Annotated in this window: 14 protein-coding genes and 1 riboswitch; of the genes, 11 read left to right on the top strand and 3 right to left on the bottom strand. The window is 66.6% G+C overall.

Annotated features, from left to right (window positions below; translation table 11 throughout):
* A riboswitch (cobalamin riboswitch) is annotated at positions 1-199 on the top strand.
* Between the two features lie 108 nt (positions 200-307).
* From J2R78_RS19310 to J2R78_RS19300, 3 genes are all read left to right on the top strand, one after another.
* Positions 308-2,590, top strand: a complete 2,283-nt coding sequence (locus J2R78_RS19310; protein ID WP_253606202.1) for a TonB-dependent receptor — start codon at positions 308-310, stop codon at positions 2,588-2,590.
* A 112-nt stretch (positions 2,591-2,702) separates the two neighbouring features.
* Complete coding sequence (locus tag J2R78_RS19305; protein WP_253606198.1) at positions 2,703-2,876, top strand: hypothetical protein; 174 nt, start codon at positions 2,703-2,705, stop codon at positions 2,874-2,876.
* Positions 2,877-3,080: 204 nt separating this feature from the next.
* Positions 3,081-4,073, top strand: coding sequence for an ABC transporter substrate-binding protein (locus tag J2R78_RS19300; protein WP_253606197.1), 993 nt, complete (start codon positions 3,081-3,083; stop codon positions 4,071-4,073).
* 18 nt (positions 4,074-4,091) lie between these two features.
* Here the strand turns inward: J2R78_RS19300 and J2R78_RS19295 are convergent, their stop codons facing one another.
* A complete protein-coding gene (locus tag J2R78_RS19295) occupies positions 4,092-5,339 on the bottom strand; it encodes a hypothetical protein (protein ID WP_253606196.1) in 1,248 nt (415 codons plus the stop codon).
* Positions 5,340-5,501: 162 nt separating this feature from the next.
* Between J2R78_RS19295 and J2R78_RS19290 the strand changes: the two genes are divergently transcribed.
* Positions 5,502-6,740 carry an MFS transporter gene (locus J2R78_RS19290; RefSeq protein ID WP_253606195.1) on the top strand — a complete coding sequence of 413 codons (1,239 nt, stop codon included), beginning with the start codon at positions 5,502-5,504 and terminating at the stop codon, positions 6,738-6,740.
* 28 nt (positions 6,741-6,768) lie between these two features.
* Here the strand turns inward: J2R78_RS19290 and J2R78_RS19285 are convergent, their stop codons facing one another.
* On the bottom strand, positions 6,769-7,221 hold the full coding sequence (locus J2R78_RS19285) for a MarR family winged helix-turn-helix transcriptional regulator (RefSeq protein WP_092078941.1): 453 nt from the start codon (positions 7,219-7,221) through the stop codon (positions 6,769-6,771).
* A 76-nt stretch (positions 7,222-7,297) separates the two neighbouring features.
* Here J2R78_RS19285 and J2R78_RS19280 point away from each other — a divergent pair, with 76 nt between their 5' ends.
* On the top strand, positions 7,298-9,118 hold the full coding sequence (locus tag J2R78_RS19280; RefSeq protein WP_253606193.1) for a chloride channel protein: 1,821 nt from the start codon (positions 7,298-7,300) through the stop codon (positions 9,116-9,118).
* A 166-nt stretch (positions 9,119-9,284) separates the two neighbouring features.
* Entirely contained in the window at positions 9,285-11,003 is a 1,719-nt protein-coding gene (locus J2R78_RS19275) for an amidohydrolase family protein (protein WP_253606191.1), read from the top strand.
* Between the two features lie 224 nt (positions 11,004-11,227).
* Here J2R78_RS19275 and J2R78_RS19270 read toward each other — a convergent pair whose 3' ends face one another.
* The gene (locus tag J2R78_RS19270) at positions 11,228-12,556 is read right to left on the bottom strand and encodes an MFS transporter (RefSeq protein WP_253606189.1); all 1,329 of its coding nucleotides are present in this window, start codon (positions 12,554-12,556) and stop codon (positions 11,228-11,230) included.
* A 223-nt stretch (positions 12,557-12,779) separates the two neighbouring features.
* Between J2R78_RS19270 and J2R78_RS19265 the strand changes: the two genes are divergently transcribed.
* The 5 genes from J2R78_RS19265 (at position 12,780) to J2R78_RS19245 (ending at position 18,418) form a co-directional block, all read left to right on the top strand.
* Positions 12,780-13,541 (top strand): class I SAM-dependent methyltransferase, encoded by a 762-nt coding sequence (locus tag J2R78_RS19265; RefSeq protein WP_253606187.1) that lies wholly within the window; start codon positions 12,780-12,782, stop codon positions 13,539-13,541.
* 36 nt (positions 13,542-13,577) lie between these two features.
* Entirely contained in the window at positions 13,578-14,231 is a 654-nt protein-coding gene (locus J2R78_RS19260; protein WP_253606185.1) for an ABC transporter ATP-binding protein, read from the top strand.
* Positions 14,228-16,687, top strand: a complete 2,460-nt coding sequence (locus J2R78_RS19255) for an ABC transporter permease (RefSeq protein WP_253606184.1) — start codon at positions 14,228-14,230, stop codon at positions 16,685-16,687. Before J2R78_RS19260 ends, J2R78_RS19255 begins: the two co-directional genes overlap by 4 nt.
* Complete coding sequence (locus J2R78_RS19250; protein WP_253606183.1) at positions 16,677-17,762, top strand: lipocalin-like domain-containing protein; 1,086 nt, start codon at positions 16,677-16,679, stop codon at positions 17,760-17,762. The genes J2R78_RS19255 and J2R78_RS19250 overlap by 11 nt, the downstream gene beginning before the upstream one ends.
* A gap of 266 nt (positions 17,763-18,028) precedes the next feature.
* A complete protein-coding gene (locus J2R78_RS19245) occupies positions 18,029-18,418 on the top strand; it encodes an MAPEG family protein (protein WP_057021220.1) in 390 nt (129 codons plus the stop codon).
* Positions 18,419-18,450: the final 32 nt, after the last annotated feature.

Genomic DNA, 18,450 nt, shown 5'->3' with positions numbered 1-18,450 from the left:
ACCCTAGATGAACATGACGGTTCTTTCATGAGATGAAAAGGGAATGCGGTACGGGGAAACTTCCCCAACGCCGCGGCTGCCCCCGCAACTGTATGCGGTGAATCCTTCGTCACAGGCCACTGGGAATCTCGGTCCTGGGAAGGCGACGAAGGGTAACGACCCGCGAGCCAGGAGACCTGCCGTCAGCCGTGGTCACACGCGATGCTGCCGGTCGGGGAGTACAGGCATGAGCTTCACCTGATGCTGTGAGCACGATGGTGAGACTGGTTCGCGGTGACGTGCCACTGACGTTGCCGAGGCCTTTCTTATGTTCTCCTTCCCTTTCCATCGGCGGCGCCGCGCGCTTCTGCTCGCGTCGACGATGATCGCGCCGGCGACGATGCTCGCGCCGGCATTCCTTGTCTCCGCAGCGCGGGCGCAGCAGGCACCCGCTCCCGATCAGCTGCCGGCGATCGAAGTCACCAAGCCGGGCGACCAGAACGTCACGCGCGCCAGGCCGGCCGCTGACGAAGCGCCGGCGCCGCGACGCCCGGCGCCGGGCACCTCGCAAGGCAACAATACAGGCAGCGGAGCCGGATCGGGCACGACAGGGACCGGTGTGGCCACCGGAACGGGCGGCACCGGCGGCCGCCAGTTCGCCGGCATTGTCGGCACCTCCTCGGCCGTGATCACCGCCGACGACATCGCGCATTCGCCGGTGCAGTCGTTGCCCGAGATCCTCGCGCAGGTGCCGGGCGTGCAGCTGCAAACGCCCTATGGCGGACCGAACGGCGCCAAGACGTCGGTCGACCTGCGCGGCTTCGGCGCGTTCGCGACCGACAATACCCTCTTCCTGCTCAACGGCCGCCGCCTCAACGACGTCGACAAGGCCGGCTTCGACCTCACCACGATTCCGCTCGATTCGATCGAGCGCATCGAGATCACGCGCGGCAACAGCGGCGCGGTGCTCTACGGCGACAACGCGGTGGGCGGCGTCGTCAACATCATCACCAAGACCGGCGTCGGCGGCCCGCCGACGACGATGCGGGCCGAGGCCGGAGTTGGCTCGTTCAACACCCGCATGGCCGCGGTCTCCGCGGCACTCAATTCCGGCCCGTGGTCCACCTCGTTCTACGGCAACGGCATCAAGTCGGACGGCTACCGCGTCAACAATGCGCTCGACCAGCGCAACGCCGTCGGCAACATCAACTACACGACGCCGGATCTCACCGCCTTCCTGACCGTCACCGGCAGCGACCAGAAGCTCGGCCTACCCGGCGGACGGCTGGTCGATCCGTCGATCGGCGTGAACGAGCTGCTCACCGATCGCCGCGGCGCCGCGACGCCCTTCGACTATGCCAACCAGCAGACCGCCAGCGTCACCGCCGGCTTCACCAAGACGCTGATGAACGGCGTCGACCTCATCGTCGACGGCGGCTGGCGGCAGCGCGAGACGCAGAGCGGCTTCTTCGGCACGGTGCCGACCATCAGCTTCGCCTCGACCTACAATGACGCCGCGCTGCAGACCTGGTCGCTGACGCCGCGGCTCAGCGTCAAGAACGTGATGCTGGGCGTGCCGTCGACGATCCTGACCGGCATCGACTATTACGATTCGACCTTCCGCGAGGCGCGCGGCGCCTATCAGGGCGTCGACCCGTTCCACATCTACAGTATCGAGCAGCAGTCCGTGGCCGGCTATTGGCAACATACGCTGGGCCTGTTGCCGACGACCGACTTCTCCTACGGCGCGCGGGTTCAGAACACCAGCATCTCGGCGCGCGATCGCTACGACCCGAATGCGCCATTCGCATTCGACACCCAGGCGGCACCGCTCGACAGCAACGAGACGCAATACGCGCTGCATGTCGGCATCGAGCATCGCCTGACCGACACTTTCTCGGTGTTCGGCCGCGCGGCACGCGCATTCCGCACGCCTGATGTCGACGAACGCGTCGCGTCGGGTCCGTCATTCGACCCACTGACCTTCGCCCCGATCCCGCAGAATTTCCAGCTCAAGACCCAGACCTCGCAGGATGTCGAGGGCGGCTTTCGCGTCAGGACCAACCGCTTCCAGGTCCAGTCCAGCGTCTATCTGATGGATCTCGAGAACGAGATCCATTTCAACCCGGTGCTGTTCTTCAACACCAACCTCGACCCCACCCGCCGCTACGGCTCGGAGACCAGCGCGGCGCTCAAGGTCAGCGACAGCGTCACCCTGCGCGGCGGCATGGCGATCACCCGCGCGGTGTTCCGCGAAGGCATCTGGGCCGGCAACGACGTGCCGCTGGTGTCGCGCTACACCGGCAATCTCGGCGTCACCTGGAATATCTGGCAGAACTATCTGGTGTTCGACGCCACGGTGCGGGCCTGGAGCTCGCGCATCATGGACAACGACCAGGCCAACACCCAGAGCCGGATTCCCGGCAACGCCACCGCCGATATCAAGCTGAGCGGGCAAGTTGACCGCTTCTTCTGGTCGCTGAGCGTGAACAACCTGTTCAACGCGCTCTATTACGACTACGCCATCGCGAGCACGTTCACCGAGGGCCGCTTCTCGGCCTACCCGCTGCCCGGCCGCACCTACATGGTAAAGGCCGGCGCGACGTTCTAGAGCATGATCCGGTGGGGCGGGTGTGCCCCGCCGCACCGTCTCCGAATATTACAAACGCACGGAAACTGGGGTAGAGTTCCGGCAGCTGATTTGACCCGCGCAGGGGAAACGCATGGCCAAGGCCGGGAAGCAGACCAAGGGCGGCACGAAGACCAAAGACAAGGCCGACGACAAGTCGAAGAAACCTCCGCCACCCGCAGCGCTACAGGACGACGAGTACTACGAGGACGGCGACATCGCCACGCCGAAGCTCGACCGCTACGGCAATGATGACGAGCCGTTGTGAGGCGCGGCGAAGATCGATCGACCGATCCCGCGCAGTCGCGCGCGGCGGCCTCGTAGGTTGCGAACTACCGAGCCCGGCTCATCCTCGCCAAGCAGACATTAGGTCGCAGCGAGGTCATGGGCCGGACCACCCTTCCGGATTGGTTGCCCACCCCCTGAATGCTAGGCTCGCATGGACGCTGGGTCCTTGCTGGGGGGCGGTGCCATGAGATTTGCGAAGGCAGTGCTCACGGTCTTCTGCATGATCGCGTCGATGTGCGACCCGTCCGATGCGCAACAAGCTCCCAGGAAAGTAGGAATCCTCGTCAACGGCGGCCCGTCGCCGCTCTTCGATTCCATCAAGAAAAATCTTCTGAGCGACTTCGCCGACCGCGGCTATCTCGAAGGACGCGACATCGTCATCGAACCGCGATTTGCCGAATCGAAGCTCGAGCGCCTTCCGGGCCTCGCCTCGGAGCTGGTCGGTGCGAATGTGGATGTTATCCTTGCACTCGGCGGCCCGGCGTCGGTGGCGTCGCAGAAGGCCACGTCGACGATCCCGGTGATCTTTGCGATCGTCACCGATCCGGTCGCGTTGAAGCTTGTCGCCTCGATGGACAAGCCAGGAGGCAATGTCACGGGCCTCACCAACCTTGATCAGCAGCAGGCCAGCGACCAGTTCAAGCTTCTGAAGGAGGCATTCCCCGGGATCACGCGCGTTGCGATTCTCAGTGATCAAACGATCCCCGGCGCGGATGAACGCGGGCTCGCCCCGATTGACCGCGCCAACGAGGCCGCAGCCAAGGCGCTGGGGCTGGAGCCGCAAATCGTGAAGGTCAAGGGTGCGGACGATCTGGAGGCCGCGATTGCCGGGATGGCAAAGGAGCGCGCGGAGGCGCTGCTGGTCCTTGAAGTGCCGGTGCCCTGGAGCAATCGAAAACGAGTCGGTGAACTGGCCATCAAGAACCGCTTGCCGGCAATGTTTCCCGGCGGCCAGGCGGACGCGGGCGGGGTGATTACTTATGGGGCCAACGTCGCCGATACATGGCGCGAGTTTGCGACATTCGCCGACAAGATTTTCAAGGGCGCGAAGCCGGGCGACCTGCCAGTCGGCGTCGTCACCAAGCGAGAGCTGATATTCAATCTCCAGGCGGCCCAGGCCGTGGGCGTCGAGATTCCACCGGAGCTCTTGAAGCGCGCAGACAAGATCGTGCGGTGAATTCGCGCTGGAGGGATACTAGCGGAAATCGCCGTTCTCGATCGCCTTGATGCTGCCGCGATCGAGCAGATGCGCGCCAAAGCCGCCGCGCGCCAGCGATGAGGCGATCTGCGGTGATGCCAGCAGCAGCACTGTCGTCATCGCCAGCGGCACGGCGCTGAGCCAGTCGAGCCGCACCGGCGTCAGCTCTTCGCTGCTTCCCCGATAGTGCCCTTCGCCCGCGGCGATGCGGCCGCATTCCCGGATCAGGTCACGCCGCGTACCATCGCGCGACGCACTGCCGAGCAGCGCCTGCATCGCCAGATGCGTCCGCACGCCGGCGCGGCCCTCGGGCAGCGGCGCCGGAGTCTCGCCGCGCGAGACGCGCAGCAGCAGATCGACCAGATCGACGCCCGACTGAAAGGCGTTCATCGGCTCGACCAGCCGCGGGTTGCAGTCGATCAACAGCGGCGTCGCGCTGTCGAGCGGCATGATGACGTCGACCGAGAGCGCACCGTGCCAACCAAAATGCGCGCCGATGGTCTCGAGGCCGGCGCGGATCGCCGGCCGGCTCACGCTCTCCTTGATCGCCTCGCCGCCGCCGACACCGGCCGCAATCTGGCGGTAGGCATGGAAGCCGACAAGCGTGCCGTGGCAGAACACCGACTGCGCCTTCTCGACCGTGCCGGTGATCAGATCCTGCGCCAGCACCTCGCCGGCAAAATCGCCTGAGGACTCGAGGTCGTAGAGCGCGCGATTGAGATCACCAGCATCGCGCACGAACCAGACACCGCGGCTGGCGGTGCCGACCGACGTCTTGACAACGGATGGAAACCGCACCGCCTCGCGCAGCTCCTCGGCCGAGTTCACGATCCGGGTCGGGGGCTGCGGCAGCCCGAGCCGGTCGAGCAGGCGGCTGAAGCCGGCCTTGCTGTGCACGGCGCGATAGCTGGCGAAATCCGGCAGCGCGAGGCCGGCACGTGATGCCAGCCCCGCCGCGGCGCGGGCGAACAGAAATCCCTGTTCATGGATCGGCAGCAGCACATCGAAATGCCGCGACGCCAAGAGGCGCTCGACGAAGCGCAGGAAGCCGGCCGGATCCGACCGCAGCGGCGGACAATGGTGGTATTTGCGGACAAAGCGCGAGTAGCGCGCCAGGCACCAGCGCGAGGGGTCGCAAACCTCGACGTGATGGCCGGCCAGTCCGAGGATCGTGATCGCCTCGCGGCCGGAGGTGCTGGAGCCCTCCGACACCAGCACGCGGAGCTGCTTTTTGGGGTCGATCATGGCCGATCATCGCCGTGCTGCCGTGCTTTGTCGCCGCATTTAATGCCGCATGTGTCGATCCGGCACGCCCGCGCCGGGGGCAGCCATGCGCCCGCGTTCATGGACAATTAGCGGCCAATCTCTATTTTCGGCGGGCTTTCCGGAATTAGGGTTTTCAGGCACATGGTCGACGTTTTGGCCGCACCGCAGCAAGCGAAAGCCGACAGTGCGCTGCGCACGCTGACGGGGATTTCGGTCGCCCATTGGGTCAGCCATTTCCATATCTTCGTGCTGCCGATGCTGTTCCCGTTCCTGAAGCAGCAGCTCGGCGTCGGCTATGTCGAGCTCGGCCTGGCGCTGACGGTGTTCGCGGTGGTCTCCGGGCTGACCCAGGCGCCGATCGGTTACCTCGCCGACCATATCGGCGCGCGCAAGATCCTGTTGATCGGACTGACCGTCGGCGGTTGCGCGCTGATCGGGCTCGGCCTGCATCTCAGCTATACGTCGCTGATCGTCTGCGCGGTGCTGCTGGGCCTCGCCAACAGCGTCTATCATCCGGCTGACTATGCAATCCTCTCGGCGCATATGGACGAGGCGCGGATGGGCCGCGCCTTCTCGATCCACACCTTCGCCGGATTCCTCGGCGGCGCGGTTGCGCCCGCGATCATGGCGGCGCTCGTGGCCTCGATCGGCGGCCTCGGCGCGCTGATCGTCGCCGGCGCGGTCGGGCCGCTGGTGGCGCTGTTCCTGATCGTGCTCGGCATTCCCGATGCCGGCGCCAACAAGAACAAGGCAAAGGAGGGCGCCGCGCCGAAGGCGAGCGTAATCACGCCGGCGCTGATGGTGCTGACGGCCTTCTTCACGCTGCTCAGCCTGTCGACCTCGGGCATCAACAATTTCGGCGTGGTCGCACTGATGGGCGGCTACGGCGCGTCGTTCTCGACGGCCAATATCGCGCTGACTGCATTCCTCGGCGCCAGCGCGGCCGGCGTGCTCGCCGGCGGCTATCTCGCCGACTGGACCCACCGCCACAGCCAGGTCGCCGCGGCCTGCTTCGCGGTCAATGCCGCCCTCGTGCTGCTGATTGCGCTGCTCGACCTGCCGCCGGTGGCGCTCACGCTGGCGATGGGGCTCGCCGGATTCCTCGGCGGGGTGATCGCGCCGTCCCGCGACATGATGGTGCGCAACGCGGCGCCGCCCGGCGCCGCCGGCCGCGCCTTCGGCATCGTCTCCACCGGCTTCAACTTCGGCGGCATCGTGAGCCCGCTGCTGTTCGGCTGGATCATGGACCAGCACATGCCGCACTGGGTGTTCGGCGCCTCCGTGGTCTTCATGGTGCTGACCGTGCTGCTTGCCCTCGTCACCGAGCGCAAGCCGCAGGCTTCGGGATACGAGGCCGAGACCGCCAGCCCGCGCGCCTGAAACGCGAAACGTTGCGCACGCGGCGCGGTCATTCCGACCGTCGCGACAGCACCTGCTTCAGGAGCGGCTCGATCCGCGACAGCTCATCGAGATGGACCGCCGACAATTCGGCGAGATGATCGGCCGCAAGGCCGGTTAATTTCAGCAGCACCCGCCGCTGGTCGGCGGGATCGAGCACGCGCTCGACCAGTCCGGCCTCGGACAGCCGGTCGACCAGTTCGACCGTGGTGTGGTGACGAAGCCGCAGCCGTTCGGCCAGATCACCGACCGCAACCGGCCCGCCGCCCGGATACCCCCGGATCGCCAGCAATGCCTGATGCTGCCGCGGTGTCAGGCCTGCGGCCTTCGCGGCGTCCTGGCTGAACTCCAGAAACCGGCGGATCAGATAGCGAAATTGCGACAGCGTTTCGTAATCGCCCTGGCTGGGAACCCGCTTCTGGTCCTGCCTCGGCGATTTCGACGGTCCTTTCAACGCTGCCATTCGATGTCTCCCGCTTGTAATTATATCGCAATGCGATATTACGCCGCGTCCACTTCACCCGAGCCTTACGCCACCAATGAGCGTCATTTCCACCAAATCGAGCGCCTCCGCTACGAACACCGCCCCAAACACCGCCAAAATCGGCGAGAAGGCCAGCCACCTCCTGAGCGACTTCACGACCGATCCGCGCGTCGTGGTGATCTCGGCGATCGCCGTGTTTGTTTCCGCCGCAGGCGTGCTGGCCGGGGCGGGACTGCTGCAGCTGATCAAGCTCGCCACCAACATCGCCTATTTCGGCCAGTTCAGCTTCGCCGACCTGAAATTGCAGGATTCGCCGCTCGGGCTCTGGACCGTGCTGGTGCCGGTCGTGGGCTCGCTGATCATCGGGCTGATGGCGCGTTTCGGCAGCGAGAAGATCCGCGGGCACGGCATTCCGGAAGCGATCGAGGCCATCTTGCTCGGCCGTTCCCGGCTCGACCCCAAGGTGGCGATCCTGAAGCCGTTGTCGTCGGCGGTGTCGATCGGCACCGGCGGCCCGTTCGGCGCCGAGGGCCCGATCATCATGACCGGCGGCGCGATCGGCTCGCTGATCGCGCAGATGCTCCCGGTCAGCGACAACGAGCGCAAGACCCTGCTGGTGGCGGGCGCCGCCGCCGGAATGACCACGGTGTTCGGAACGCCGATCGCCGCGATCATGCTCGCGGTCGAACTGCTGCTGTTCGAATGGACGCCGCGCAGCTTCATTCCCGTCACCGTCGCCGCCGTGGTGGCGGCGGTCGGACGCACCTTCCTGCACATGCCCGCGCCGCTGTTTCCGTTCACCGGCGGCGTCGACATCTCGGTGCTGCAGCTCGGCGCCTGGATGCTGATCGGGATCCTCTCCGGGCTGCTGTCGGGCGTGCTCACCCAGCTGGTCTATGGCTGCGAGGACATCTTCCTCAAGCTGCCGATCCACTGGATGTGGTGGCCGCTGATCGGCGGCCTGGTCGTCGGCCTCGGCGGCTTGATCGAGCCGCAGGCGCTCGGCGTCGGCTATGACAACCTCGCGTCGATGCTGCAAGGCGATGTGGTGCTGAAGGCCGCGCTGCTGCTGCTCGTGGTGAAAGCCGTGATCTGGTCGGTCGCGCTCGGCTCGGGCACGTCGGGCGGCGTGCTGGCGCCGCTGCTCATCATGGGCGGCGCGATGGGAACGGCGCTGAGCGGCTATCTGCCTGAAGCGAGCCCCGGCTTCTGGGCGCTGCTGGCGATGGCGGCGACGATGGGCGGCACGATGCGCTCGCCGCTGACCGCAACCTTCTTCGCGGTCGAGCTGACCGGCAACACCCATGTGCTGCTGCCGCTGATCGCGGCCTGCGGCACCGCGCACGGCGTCACGGTGCTTTTGATGCGGCGCTCGATCCTGACCGAGAAGGTGGCTCGGCGCGGCCATCATCTGGTGCGCGAGTACCGTGTCGATCCGTTCGCGCTGACCCGCGTGCGCGACGTCATGACCAAGGCGGTCGAGACCGTCGCCGACACCATGACGCTGCACGGCGCGGCCGCCTTCCTGACCAACCCGAAGACCGGTCACCCCAGCTTTCCCGTCGTCGACGCCAACCATCACGTGCTCGGCGTGATCGACCCGCCGTCCGTGCTGCGCTGGCGCCGCGCCGGCAAGCATCGCACCGCGACGCTCAGGCAGCTGCTGGCCGGCAGCAAGATCACCGTCGCCTATCCCGACGAATATCTCGACCGGCTCGCCGACCGCCTGATGCAGGTCAACGTCTCGCATCTGCCTGTGATCTCGCGCGAGGATCAGCGCCTCGTCGGCTATATCGGCTGGAAGGACCTGATGCGCGTCCGCGCCAGGCTGCAGGCCGAGGAGACCCAGAAGACAGCGTTCTTCGGCGCGCGATAGGTTCGCGGCGGGTTGCCGGCGGAACAAATTTCCGCCGGACGGCAACGCTCGATCCCTGCTGGCAAATCAGCAACAGCGCATCCCAGAGCTTCATCGGCGCTGGTTGACAGCATCGGGGGCTGACCCATGATGCCGTCAACCAAAAACAGCCTCGGGATGAAATGCCATGACCTCGACCCCAGACCTCGTGATCCGCGGCGGCACCATCGCCGACGGCAAGGGCGGCGACCTCTATGAAGCCGATGTCGCGATCACAGGCGGCAAGATCACTGAAGTCGGCAAGGTTTCGGCGAAGGGCAAGGAAGAGATCGACGCCCGCGGCAAGCTGGTGGCGCCCGGCTTCGTCGACGTCCACACCCATTACGACGGCCAAGTGACCTGGAGCCATGACATCACGCCGTCGTCGCAGAACGGCGTCACCACGGCGATCATGGGCAATTGCGGCGTCGGCTTCGCGCCGTGCCGGCCGAGCGACCACACCAGGCTGATCCAGCTGATGGAAGGCGTCGAGGACATTCCGGAGCCGGTGCTCTCCGCCGGCATTCCCTGGGCGTGGGAGAGCTTCCCCGACTACATGGAGTGGCTGTCGAAGCGCGATTTCGACATGGATATCGGCGCGCAGCTGCCGCATGCCGCGCTGCGGGTCTATGTGATGGGCGAGCGCGGCGCGCGCCGCGATCCGGCAACGGCCGAGGACAACAAGGCGATGGCGGCGCTCGCCGGCGACGCAGTGCGGGCGGGCGCGCTGGGTTTCTCGACCTCGCGCACGCTCAATCACCGCACCTCGACCGGCGACTACACGCCGACGCTGAAAGCCGGCGAAGATGAACTGACCGCGATCGCCGGCGCGATGCATGGCGTCGGCCGCAGCGTGCTGCAATTCGTGCTCGACCAGAGCACCGTGCACGAAGACCTGCCGATGATGCTGCGGGTCGCCGAGAACACAAGGTGCCCGATCTCGTTCTCTGTCGCACAGGCCGACAAGGCGCCGCGGCGCTGGCGGCAGACCATGGACACCATCAATGAAGCCGCCGCCCGCGGCCTGTCGATCACGACCCAGATCGCGGCACGGCCGGTCGGGCTGCTGCTCGGGCTCGAATTGTCGCGCAATCCGTTCCAGACCCATCCGAGCTATCGCGAGATCGCCAAATTGCCGCTGGCCGAGCGGCTCGCGCATCTGCGTCGGCCCGAGGTGCGCGCGGCGATCCTGAGCGAGAGCGCGACGGCGACCGACGATCCGCTGTTCTTCCGGCCGAACTACGACAAGATGTATCTCTTGGGTAATCCGCCGAACTATGAGCAGCCGCCGGAAAACGCGCTCGGGCCGCAGGCGCGGCGCCAGGGCCGTCAGCCGGAAGAGCTTGCCTATGACGCGATGCTGACCGACGAGGGTCGCGGCATGCTCTATGTGCCGTTCCTGAATTACGCCGACGGCAACCTCGACGCCGTGCATGAGATGCTGCGCGAGCCCAGTGCCGTGCCCGGCCTGTCCGACGGCGGCGCGCATTGCGGCATCATCTGCGATGCCAGCTTCCCGACCTATCTCTTGACGCACTGGACGCGCGACCGCAGCCGCGGCGAGAAGCTCTCTATCCCGTTCGTGGTCGCGGCGCAGTCGCGCAAGACCGCGCTGTCGGTCGGTCTGTATGATCGCGGCGTGATCGCTCCTGGCTTCAAGGCCGACGTCAACGTGATCGATTACGACCGGCTGCATTTGCACCCTCCGAAGGTGCATTACGACCTGCCGGTCGGCGGCCGCCGCCTCCTGCAGCAGGTCGACGGCTATGACGCCACCATCGTGTCGGGCATCGTGACCCAGCGCGAGGGCAAGGCCACCGGCGCACGCCCGGGCAGACTGGTGCGCGGCGCGCAGGGGATGAATTGAGAGACGCAGCGATCCGGGCTACGGGACTCCCGCCTCTCCCCTTGTGGGAGAGGCCGGATCGCATGCAGCGGAGCGCAATGCGATCCGGGTGAGGGGTTGCGGTCTCTCGAGGGACGGAGCTCGCGGAGGCAGACCCCTCACCCGGATTTCCCGCTGACGCGCGAAATCCGGCCTCTCCCACAAGGGGAGAGGCGAAGTGGAGCGAGTTGCCAGAGGTGCGCCCCTTACGTCGGCGACATCGCGCCTTTGATCGTGCCTGCCGGCTGCGACGTGCCGGTCAGCCGCGCCCGCTCGCTGTTCGGCCACAGCAGCAGCAATCCGAGCAGGCCGGAGCCGGCCATGATCGCCGCGTTGATAGTGAAGCCGGACATGTAACCGGCCATCGGCGTGGCCGCGTGCTGGATCACATTGCCCATCACCATCGGCGCCAGGATGCCCGAGATCGTGTAGAGCGCGCCGTAGATCGCGATGATCGCGCCGCGCTGCGACACCGGCGTGAACTCGCCGAGCATCGGCGGGCACACCACGTAGATCGAGCCGCACAGGCCGGAGCCGATCACCAGCAGCGCGATCATGATCCCGCCGGGCGGCGCATAGGGCAGCATCGCAAGGATGGCGCCGCCGAAGATCAGCGGCACCGAGCCGAGCACGCCGCGCGCGCCGCGGGTGGTGAAGCCGCGCGCCAGCATCAGCTGCGAGATCCAGCCGGTCAGCAGCACGATCGTCGCGCCGAAGATCCAGGGCAGGATCGAGACGAAGCCGGCCTGGTGCTGCGAGAAGCCGAGCCCCTCGATGATGAAGGACGTGAACCAGGTGAGCCCGAGCGACAGCGCCCAATAGGCGCCGAAGGTTGCCACCACGCAGCCGATGAAGGTGCGCGAAGTCAAAAGCTTCCAATACGGAATCCGCGGCTCGTCGGCCGTCACGGCAGACGTCGACACCAGCGGCCCTTCCTTGCCGAGCGCGAACCAGGCGACGGCCCAGATCAGGCCGACGATGCCGAGCGCGCCGAAGGCGTGATGCCAGCTGTGATTGACGATGATCCAGTTCAGCGCGGGCACCGCGAGGATCACGCCGAACGCGGAGCCCTGCGACAGGATCGCGGTCGGCAGCGTGCGCTTCTCGTCCGGAAACCATTTGTAGATCGCGTGCGCCGCGACCGAGAACGCCGGCCCCTCGCCGGCGCCGAGGATGATGCGGCAGATCACCAGCGTCGTGAAGCTGACGGTGCCGACCATCGGAAATTGCGCCAGCGACCAGATCACCGCCAGGATCAGCAGCACCCAGCGGGTGGCGACGCGGTTGACGATGAAGCCGACCACGATCGCCGAGATCGAGAACAAGAGGAAGAATGACGAGCCGAGATCGCCGAACTGCTCCTGGGTGAGGCCCATTTCCTTCTTGATCGGCACGCCGGCGAGCCCGACCACGATCTTGTCGGCAAAGTTCACCACCATGAACAGGAATAGAAGGAAGGTGATTTGCCAGGCGCCCTTCGGCGTCCCCTTTGACAGCCCCTCTGACGTCCTCTCGGGCGTCGCTTGCGTCGTCATGTCCGGCTCCCCGTCGTTTCGTTTTTGGCTTCGTAAATCGGCCCCGTCCGGCGATGCTAGCCACGCCTCGCCGTGCAACGCAACACCGCATTTCCTCGGGGTTGTGCGCCCCGGAGCGCTTCTAACGGCCCGATCACGATCGCGTCGGTCGCGCCAGTGGAGCGGTGAACTGTCATGTCCCGACTGCTATGTTCAGGGCCAACGAAAAGCCCGGGGTTATTTCATGAACAGATTGATCCTATGTGCCGCCACCTGCGCAGCACTTGTATCCGCCGCGCTGCTTGCCGCGCCTCAAGTTCGCGCGGCAGACGCCGCCAATCCCGACTACGCCGCGATCGTCGCCGCACCCGATCGCAGCGATGCGGATCGTCAGGTCGACCAGCGCCGGCAGCCGGCCAAGATGCTCGCCTTTGCCGGCGTCAAGCCCGGTATGACGATCCTCGACATGGCGGCGAGCGCGGGTTACAGCACCGAACTATTGGCGCGCACCGTAGCCCCGTCGGGCAAGGTCTACGCACAGGATTCCGCGACCGTGCTCGAGCGCTTCGTCAAGGACAAGTTCGACAATCGCGCCAAGGCGCCGGCGATGAAGAACGTCGTCCATGTGGTGCGGGACTATGACGACCCGATCCCGCCCGAGGTCAAGGACCTCGACATGATCACCTTCTTCTTTTTCTATCACGACATCACCTATCTGCCGGTCGACCGCGCCGCGATGAACAAGAAGATGTTCGCCGCGCTCAAGCCGGGCGGCTTCCTCGTGATCGCGGATCACTCCGCCAAGACGGGCGAAGGCACCAATGTCGCCAAGACGCTGCACCGGATCGAGGAGAGCACCTTGAAGCAGGAGATCGAGGCGGCCGGCTTCAAGCTGGTGGCCGAGGGCGATTTCCTGCATCATGCGGAGGACCCCAAGGACATTCCCGTCTTCAAGGCACCGGTGCCGATCGACGAGTTCGTCCTGAAATACCAGAAGCCGCAATGAGGCACGGCCATCGTTTCATCTGACCAGACCGCCGCAGTGCTTCGCGTCACCGGACTGACCAAGAGTTACCGCTCTGCCGGCGAAGACGTCGCTGTGCTGCGCGGCGTCGACCTTGCCGTTGCGACCGGCGAGAGCGTGGCGCTATCGGGCGAATCCGGCAGCGGCAAGAGCACGCTGCTGCATCTGATCGCGGGGCTCGATGCCGCCGACAGCGGCGAGATCGCCCTCGCCGACACCGTCGTCTCCGACCTCAACGACGCTGGCCGCGCCGAATTACGCCGCGACCGGCTCGGCCTCGTGTTCCAGCAATTCAATTTGATCCCGAGCCTGACGGTCACGGACAATCTCGTGTTTCAGTCGCGCATCGCCGGCCGGCATGACGCCGCCTGGCACGACGAACTGGTCGAGCGCCTCGGCCTGAGAAGCCTGCTCAGGCGCTATCCCGAGCAACTGTCCGGCGGTCAGCAGCAGCGCGTCGCGATCGGCCGCGCGCTGGCGCCAAAGCCGCTGTTGCTGCTCGCCGACGAGCCGACCGGCAATCTCGACGAGGACACCGCCGACGAGGTGCTGGCACTGGCACGCGATCTGGTGACCCGCACCGGCTGCGGCTTCCTGATGGTCACACACAGCGCGCGGCTTGCGGCGACGCTCGACCGCCAGGTCACCCTGCATGCCGGGATCGTCGCATGAGGCGCGCGCTGTGGATCCTTGCGGTGCTGCTCAGCCACTGGCGGCGGCATCCGATGCAGCTCGCAACGCTCTTGATCGGACTGATCTCGGCCACCGCGCTGTGGAGCGGCGTGCAGGCGCTGAACCAGCAGGCCCGCATCGCCTATGACCGCGCTGCCGCGACCTTCGGCGGATCGCGCACTGCAATGCTGGTCGCCAGGGACAGCGCGACCTTCCCGCAACAACTGTTCGTCGATCTGCGCCGTGCCGGCTGGCCGGTGTCGCCGATGCTGGAGGGCCGGGTCCAGATCGACGGGCGCAGCTTCCGCCTGCTCGGCATCGAGCCGGTGACGCTGCCGTCCGAGGTCGGCAACGCGCCGGCGGTCGGACGCGGCAGCCTGCAATCCTTCGTCACGCCGCCGGGCGAAATGCTGGTGGCCCCGGAAACGCTACGCGATCTCGGCCTCAAGGAAGGCGAGCAGCCGCAGGCCAACGGCATGAGCTTGCCGCCGCTGCGCGTACAGGCCGAGCTCGCGCCCGGCGCACTGATCGTCGATATCGGTATCGCGCAGGACATCCTCAAAATGCCCGGCCAGGTCTCGCGCCTCCTCGTTGGCAGGTCCAAAGCGCCGCACGCAACGCTCGAAAGCGTGGCGGGTGACAAGCTCCGCCTGGTCGAGCCGAGCGCGGAGAGCGACCTCGAACGCCTCACCGACAGCTTCCATCTCAACCTCACTGCGTTCGGCCTGCTGTCGTTCTTCGTCGGCCTGTTCATCGTCAACTCCGCGATCGGCCTCGCCTTCGAGCAGCGGCTGCCGATGCTGCGCACACTGCGCGCCTGTGGCGTCTCGGCGCGAATGCTCAACACCGTGCTGGTGATCGAGCTGGTGTCGCTGGCGCTGGTCGCCGGCCTCATCGGCCTCGTCTGCGGCTACTTCATTGCGGCTGCCTTGCTGCCGGATGTCACGGCCTCGCTGCGCGGGCTCTATGGCGCGCAGATTCCCGGACAGCTTTCGCTTAAACCCGCCTGGTGGTTCGCCGGCATCGCTATCAGCATTCTTGGCGCGCTCGCCGCGGCGGCTGCGAGCCTTGCCAAGGCGATCCGGATGCCGGTGCTGGCGACGGCGCAGCCGCAGGCCTGGCAGCAGGCGCAGCGGCGCTGGCTGCTGCTCCAGAGCGCGGCGGCACTCGCGGTGTTTGCGGTCGCCGCGGGCCTGATCTGGTTCGGCGATTCCCTGATCGCGGGCTTCGCCGTGCTCGCCGCGCTGATGCTCGGCGCGGCGCTGATCCTGCCGATGGTCCTGCAGATTGCGCTGGCCTTCGGGCAGCGCAGCGCGCGGGCGCCGGTCGGCATCTGGTTCTGGGCCGACAGCCGCCAGCAATTGTCGGGACTGTCGCTGGCGCTGATGGCGCTGCTGCTTGCGCTCGCGGTCAATGTCGGCGTCGGCACCATGGTGGAAAGTTTCAACCGCACCTTCCTGGTCTGGCTCGACGGAAGGCTCGCCGCCGACGTTTACATCAGCGCCGCCAGCGATCAGCAGGCAAAGGAGATCAAGGCCTGGCTGCGCGATCGGCCCGAGGTTCAGGCCATCCTGCCCGGCGGCCGCGCCGACACCCAGCTCGACGGCGCGCCGATCGAGGTGCTCGGCCTGCCCGACCACGCCACCTATCACGACAGCTGGCCGTTGCTCGAAAGCGTCGCAAATGCGTGGGTTCGGCTGCGGCCCGGCGACACCTGCCTCGTCAGCGAGCAGCTGTCGCGGCGGATGAAGCTGGCGATCGGCGATCATATCGAGGTACCCGCCCCCGGCGGCAACTGGCCGCTCGAGATCGTCGGCATCTATGCCGATTACGGCAACCCCAAGGGCCAGATCGCGGTCAACTTCGCCGCGCTGACCCGGCGCTTCCCGCAGACACCAATGACACGGATGGGCCTCCGCGTGGCACCGGATAAGATCGCACCGCTGATCACCGCGCTACAGGAGAAATTCGGTCTCGATGATCACAACATCGCCGACCAGGCCAGGATGAAAACGGAATCGAAGCGGGTCTTCAACCGCACCTTCTCGGTGACCGCCGCGCTCAACGCCTTCACGCTCGGCGTCGCCGGCATTGCGCTTTTGACCAGCCTGCTCACGCTGGCCAATTCGCGGCTGCCGCAGCTGGCGCCGCTGTGGGCGATCGGCCTGACCCGGCGGCGGCTCGCCGCGCTCGAACTGTTGAAGACCATGGCGGTCGCGCTGATCACCGCGCTGTTTGCGCTGCCGCTCGGCCTGCTGGTGGCGTGGTGCCTGCTTGCGATCGTCAACGTCAAGGCGTTCGGCTGGCGGCTGCCGTTCCACATTTTCCCGCTGCAGCTGATCGAGCTGCTCGCGGTGGCGCTGGCCGCCGCATTCTGTGCCGCGGCGCTTCCGGTCGCGAGGCTGGCGCGCATGCAGCCCGCCAGCCTGATCAGGATCTTTGTCAATGAGCGCTAGCGGCACCATCACCCGTCGCGCCTTTGCCGGCGGTGCGCTGGGGCTGGCGCTCGGCGGCAAGACGTTCGCGCAGGGCTTCGCCGGGCTCGGCGAGACCGCGGAAGGATTTGCCGCCGTCACGCCGGGCAAGCCATTCACGTTCCCCACGGACCACGGCCCGCATCCGGAATTCCGGATCGAATGGTGGTACGTGACCGCCAACCTGTCCGACACGAGCGGCGCGGCCTATGGCGCGCAATGGACGCTGTTCCGCCAGGCGATGAAAGCGGGCGGACCGGCCGAGGGCTGGGCCAATCAGCAGCTCTGGATGGGCCACGCCGCCGTGACCAGCGCCGGCACGCACCGCTTCAGCGAGACCTTTGCCCGCGGCGGCGTCGGGCAGGCCGCGGTCGAAGCCACGCCGTTCCGCGCCTGGATCGACGCCTGGGAGCTGCGCGGGCGCGATGCGTTCGATACCCAGCGCGTCGCACCGCTCGAGCTCAAGGCCTCCGCCGCCGACTTCAGCACCGCGCTGCGGCTCGACGCCGACCGCGCCCTGGTGCTGCAGGGCGACCACGGCTACAGCCGCAAGTCGGATCGCGGGCAGGCCTCCTATTATTACAGCCAGCCGTTCTACAAGGCGTCCGGCCGCATCGTGATCGACGACAGACCGATCGATGTCACGGGCATGGCCTGGATGGATCGCGAATGGAGCAGCCAGCCATTGGCGGCCGATCAGACCGGCTGGGACTGGTTCTCGCTGCATCTGCCCGGCGACGAGAAGCTGATGCTGTACCGGCTGCGCCAGAAGGACGGCCGCGAAAACCTGTTCGGCAACTGGATCACGCCGGACGGCCGCTCGGCCGAGATCGCCGCCGGCAGCAACAGCATCGCGCCGCTCGCGACCACCGAGATCGACGGCCGCAAGCTGCCGACATCATGGCGCGTCAACCTGCCCGCACGCGGCCTTGCCATCGAGACCACGCCGCTCAATCCGAAGGCCTGGATGGGAACCAGCTTCCCCTATTGGGAAGGTCCGATCCGCTTTGCAGGCAGCCACGCCGGAATCGGCTATCTTGAGATGACGGGGTACTAGGACGTGACGGAATTGGTCCGAATGGGGCCGCGGCATAACTGTGCTCCCTCGCCCCGTTCTTACGGGGAGAGGGTTGGGGTGAGGGGCCGTCTCCGCGTACCCGGTGACAGCTGGTGTCGCCGAGGTCCCCCTCACCCGGAACGCATCTGACGATGCGTTCCGACCTCTCCCCGCGCGCGGGGAGAGGTAAAGCGAGGCCGCATGTCACACCGGGCCTCGCTGACCCGTCATGACATCGGGGCCATTGGAAAGAGGAAATGCCTGACATGTACCACTACACCGCCATCGTCACCTGCCTTGCGGTCGCGCTGCACTTCTTCTTCGCGCTGCAGGTCGCCCGCGCCCGCGCGGTCTACGGGGTCAAGCTGCCGGCGATCACGGGAAATCCGGATTTCGAGCGCATCTACCGCATCCAGATGAACACGCTGGAATGGATGCCGATCTTCCTGCCGTCGCTCTGGCTGTTCGCGGTCTATGTCGGCGATGCCGCCGCGGCGGCGGTCGGCGCGATCTGGGTGATCGGCCGCATCGTCTATTTCATCGGCTATCGCGAAGCAGTGGCAAAACGCAGCCCCGGCTTCGCCATCCAGGCGCTCGCCTGCGTCATCCTCTGGGTTGGCGCGATCGGCGGCGCGGTGTGGCGGCTGGCGCATTGAAGGCGCGGTCGCGCCATAACCACTACCGTCGT

Origin of the sequence: Bradyrhizobium sp. USDA 4538 (assembly GCF_024171045.1) — a bacterium.
GTDB classification, from domain to species: Bacteria; Pseudomonadota; Alphaproteobacteria; order Rhizobiales; family Xanthobacteraceae; genus Bradyrhizobium; species Bradyrhizobium australafricanum.
This window is presented reverse-complemented; position numbering and strand designations above follow the sequence as displayed.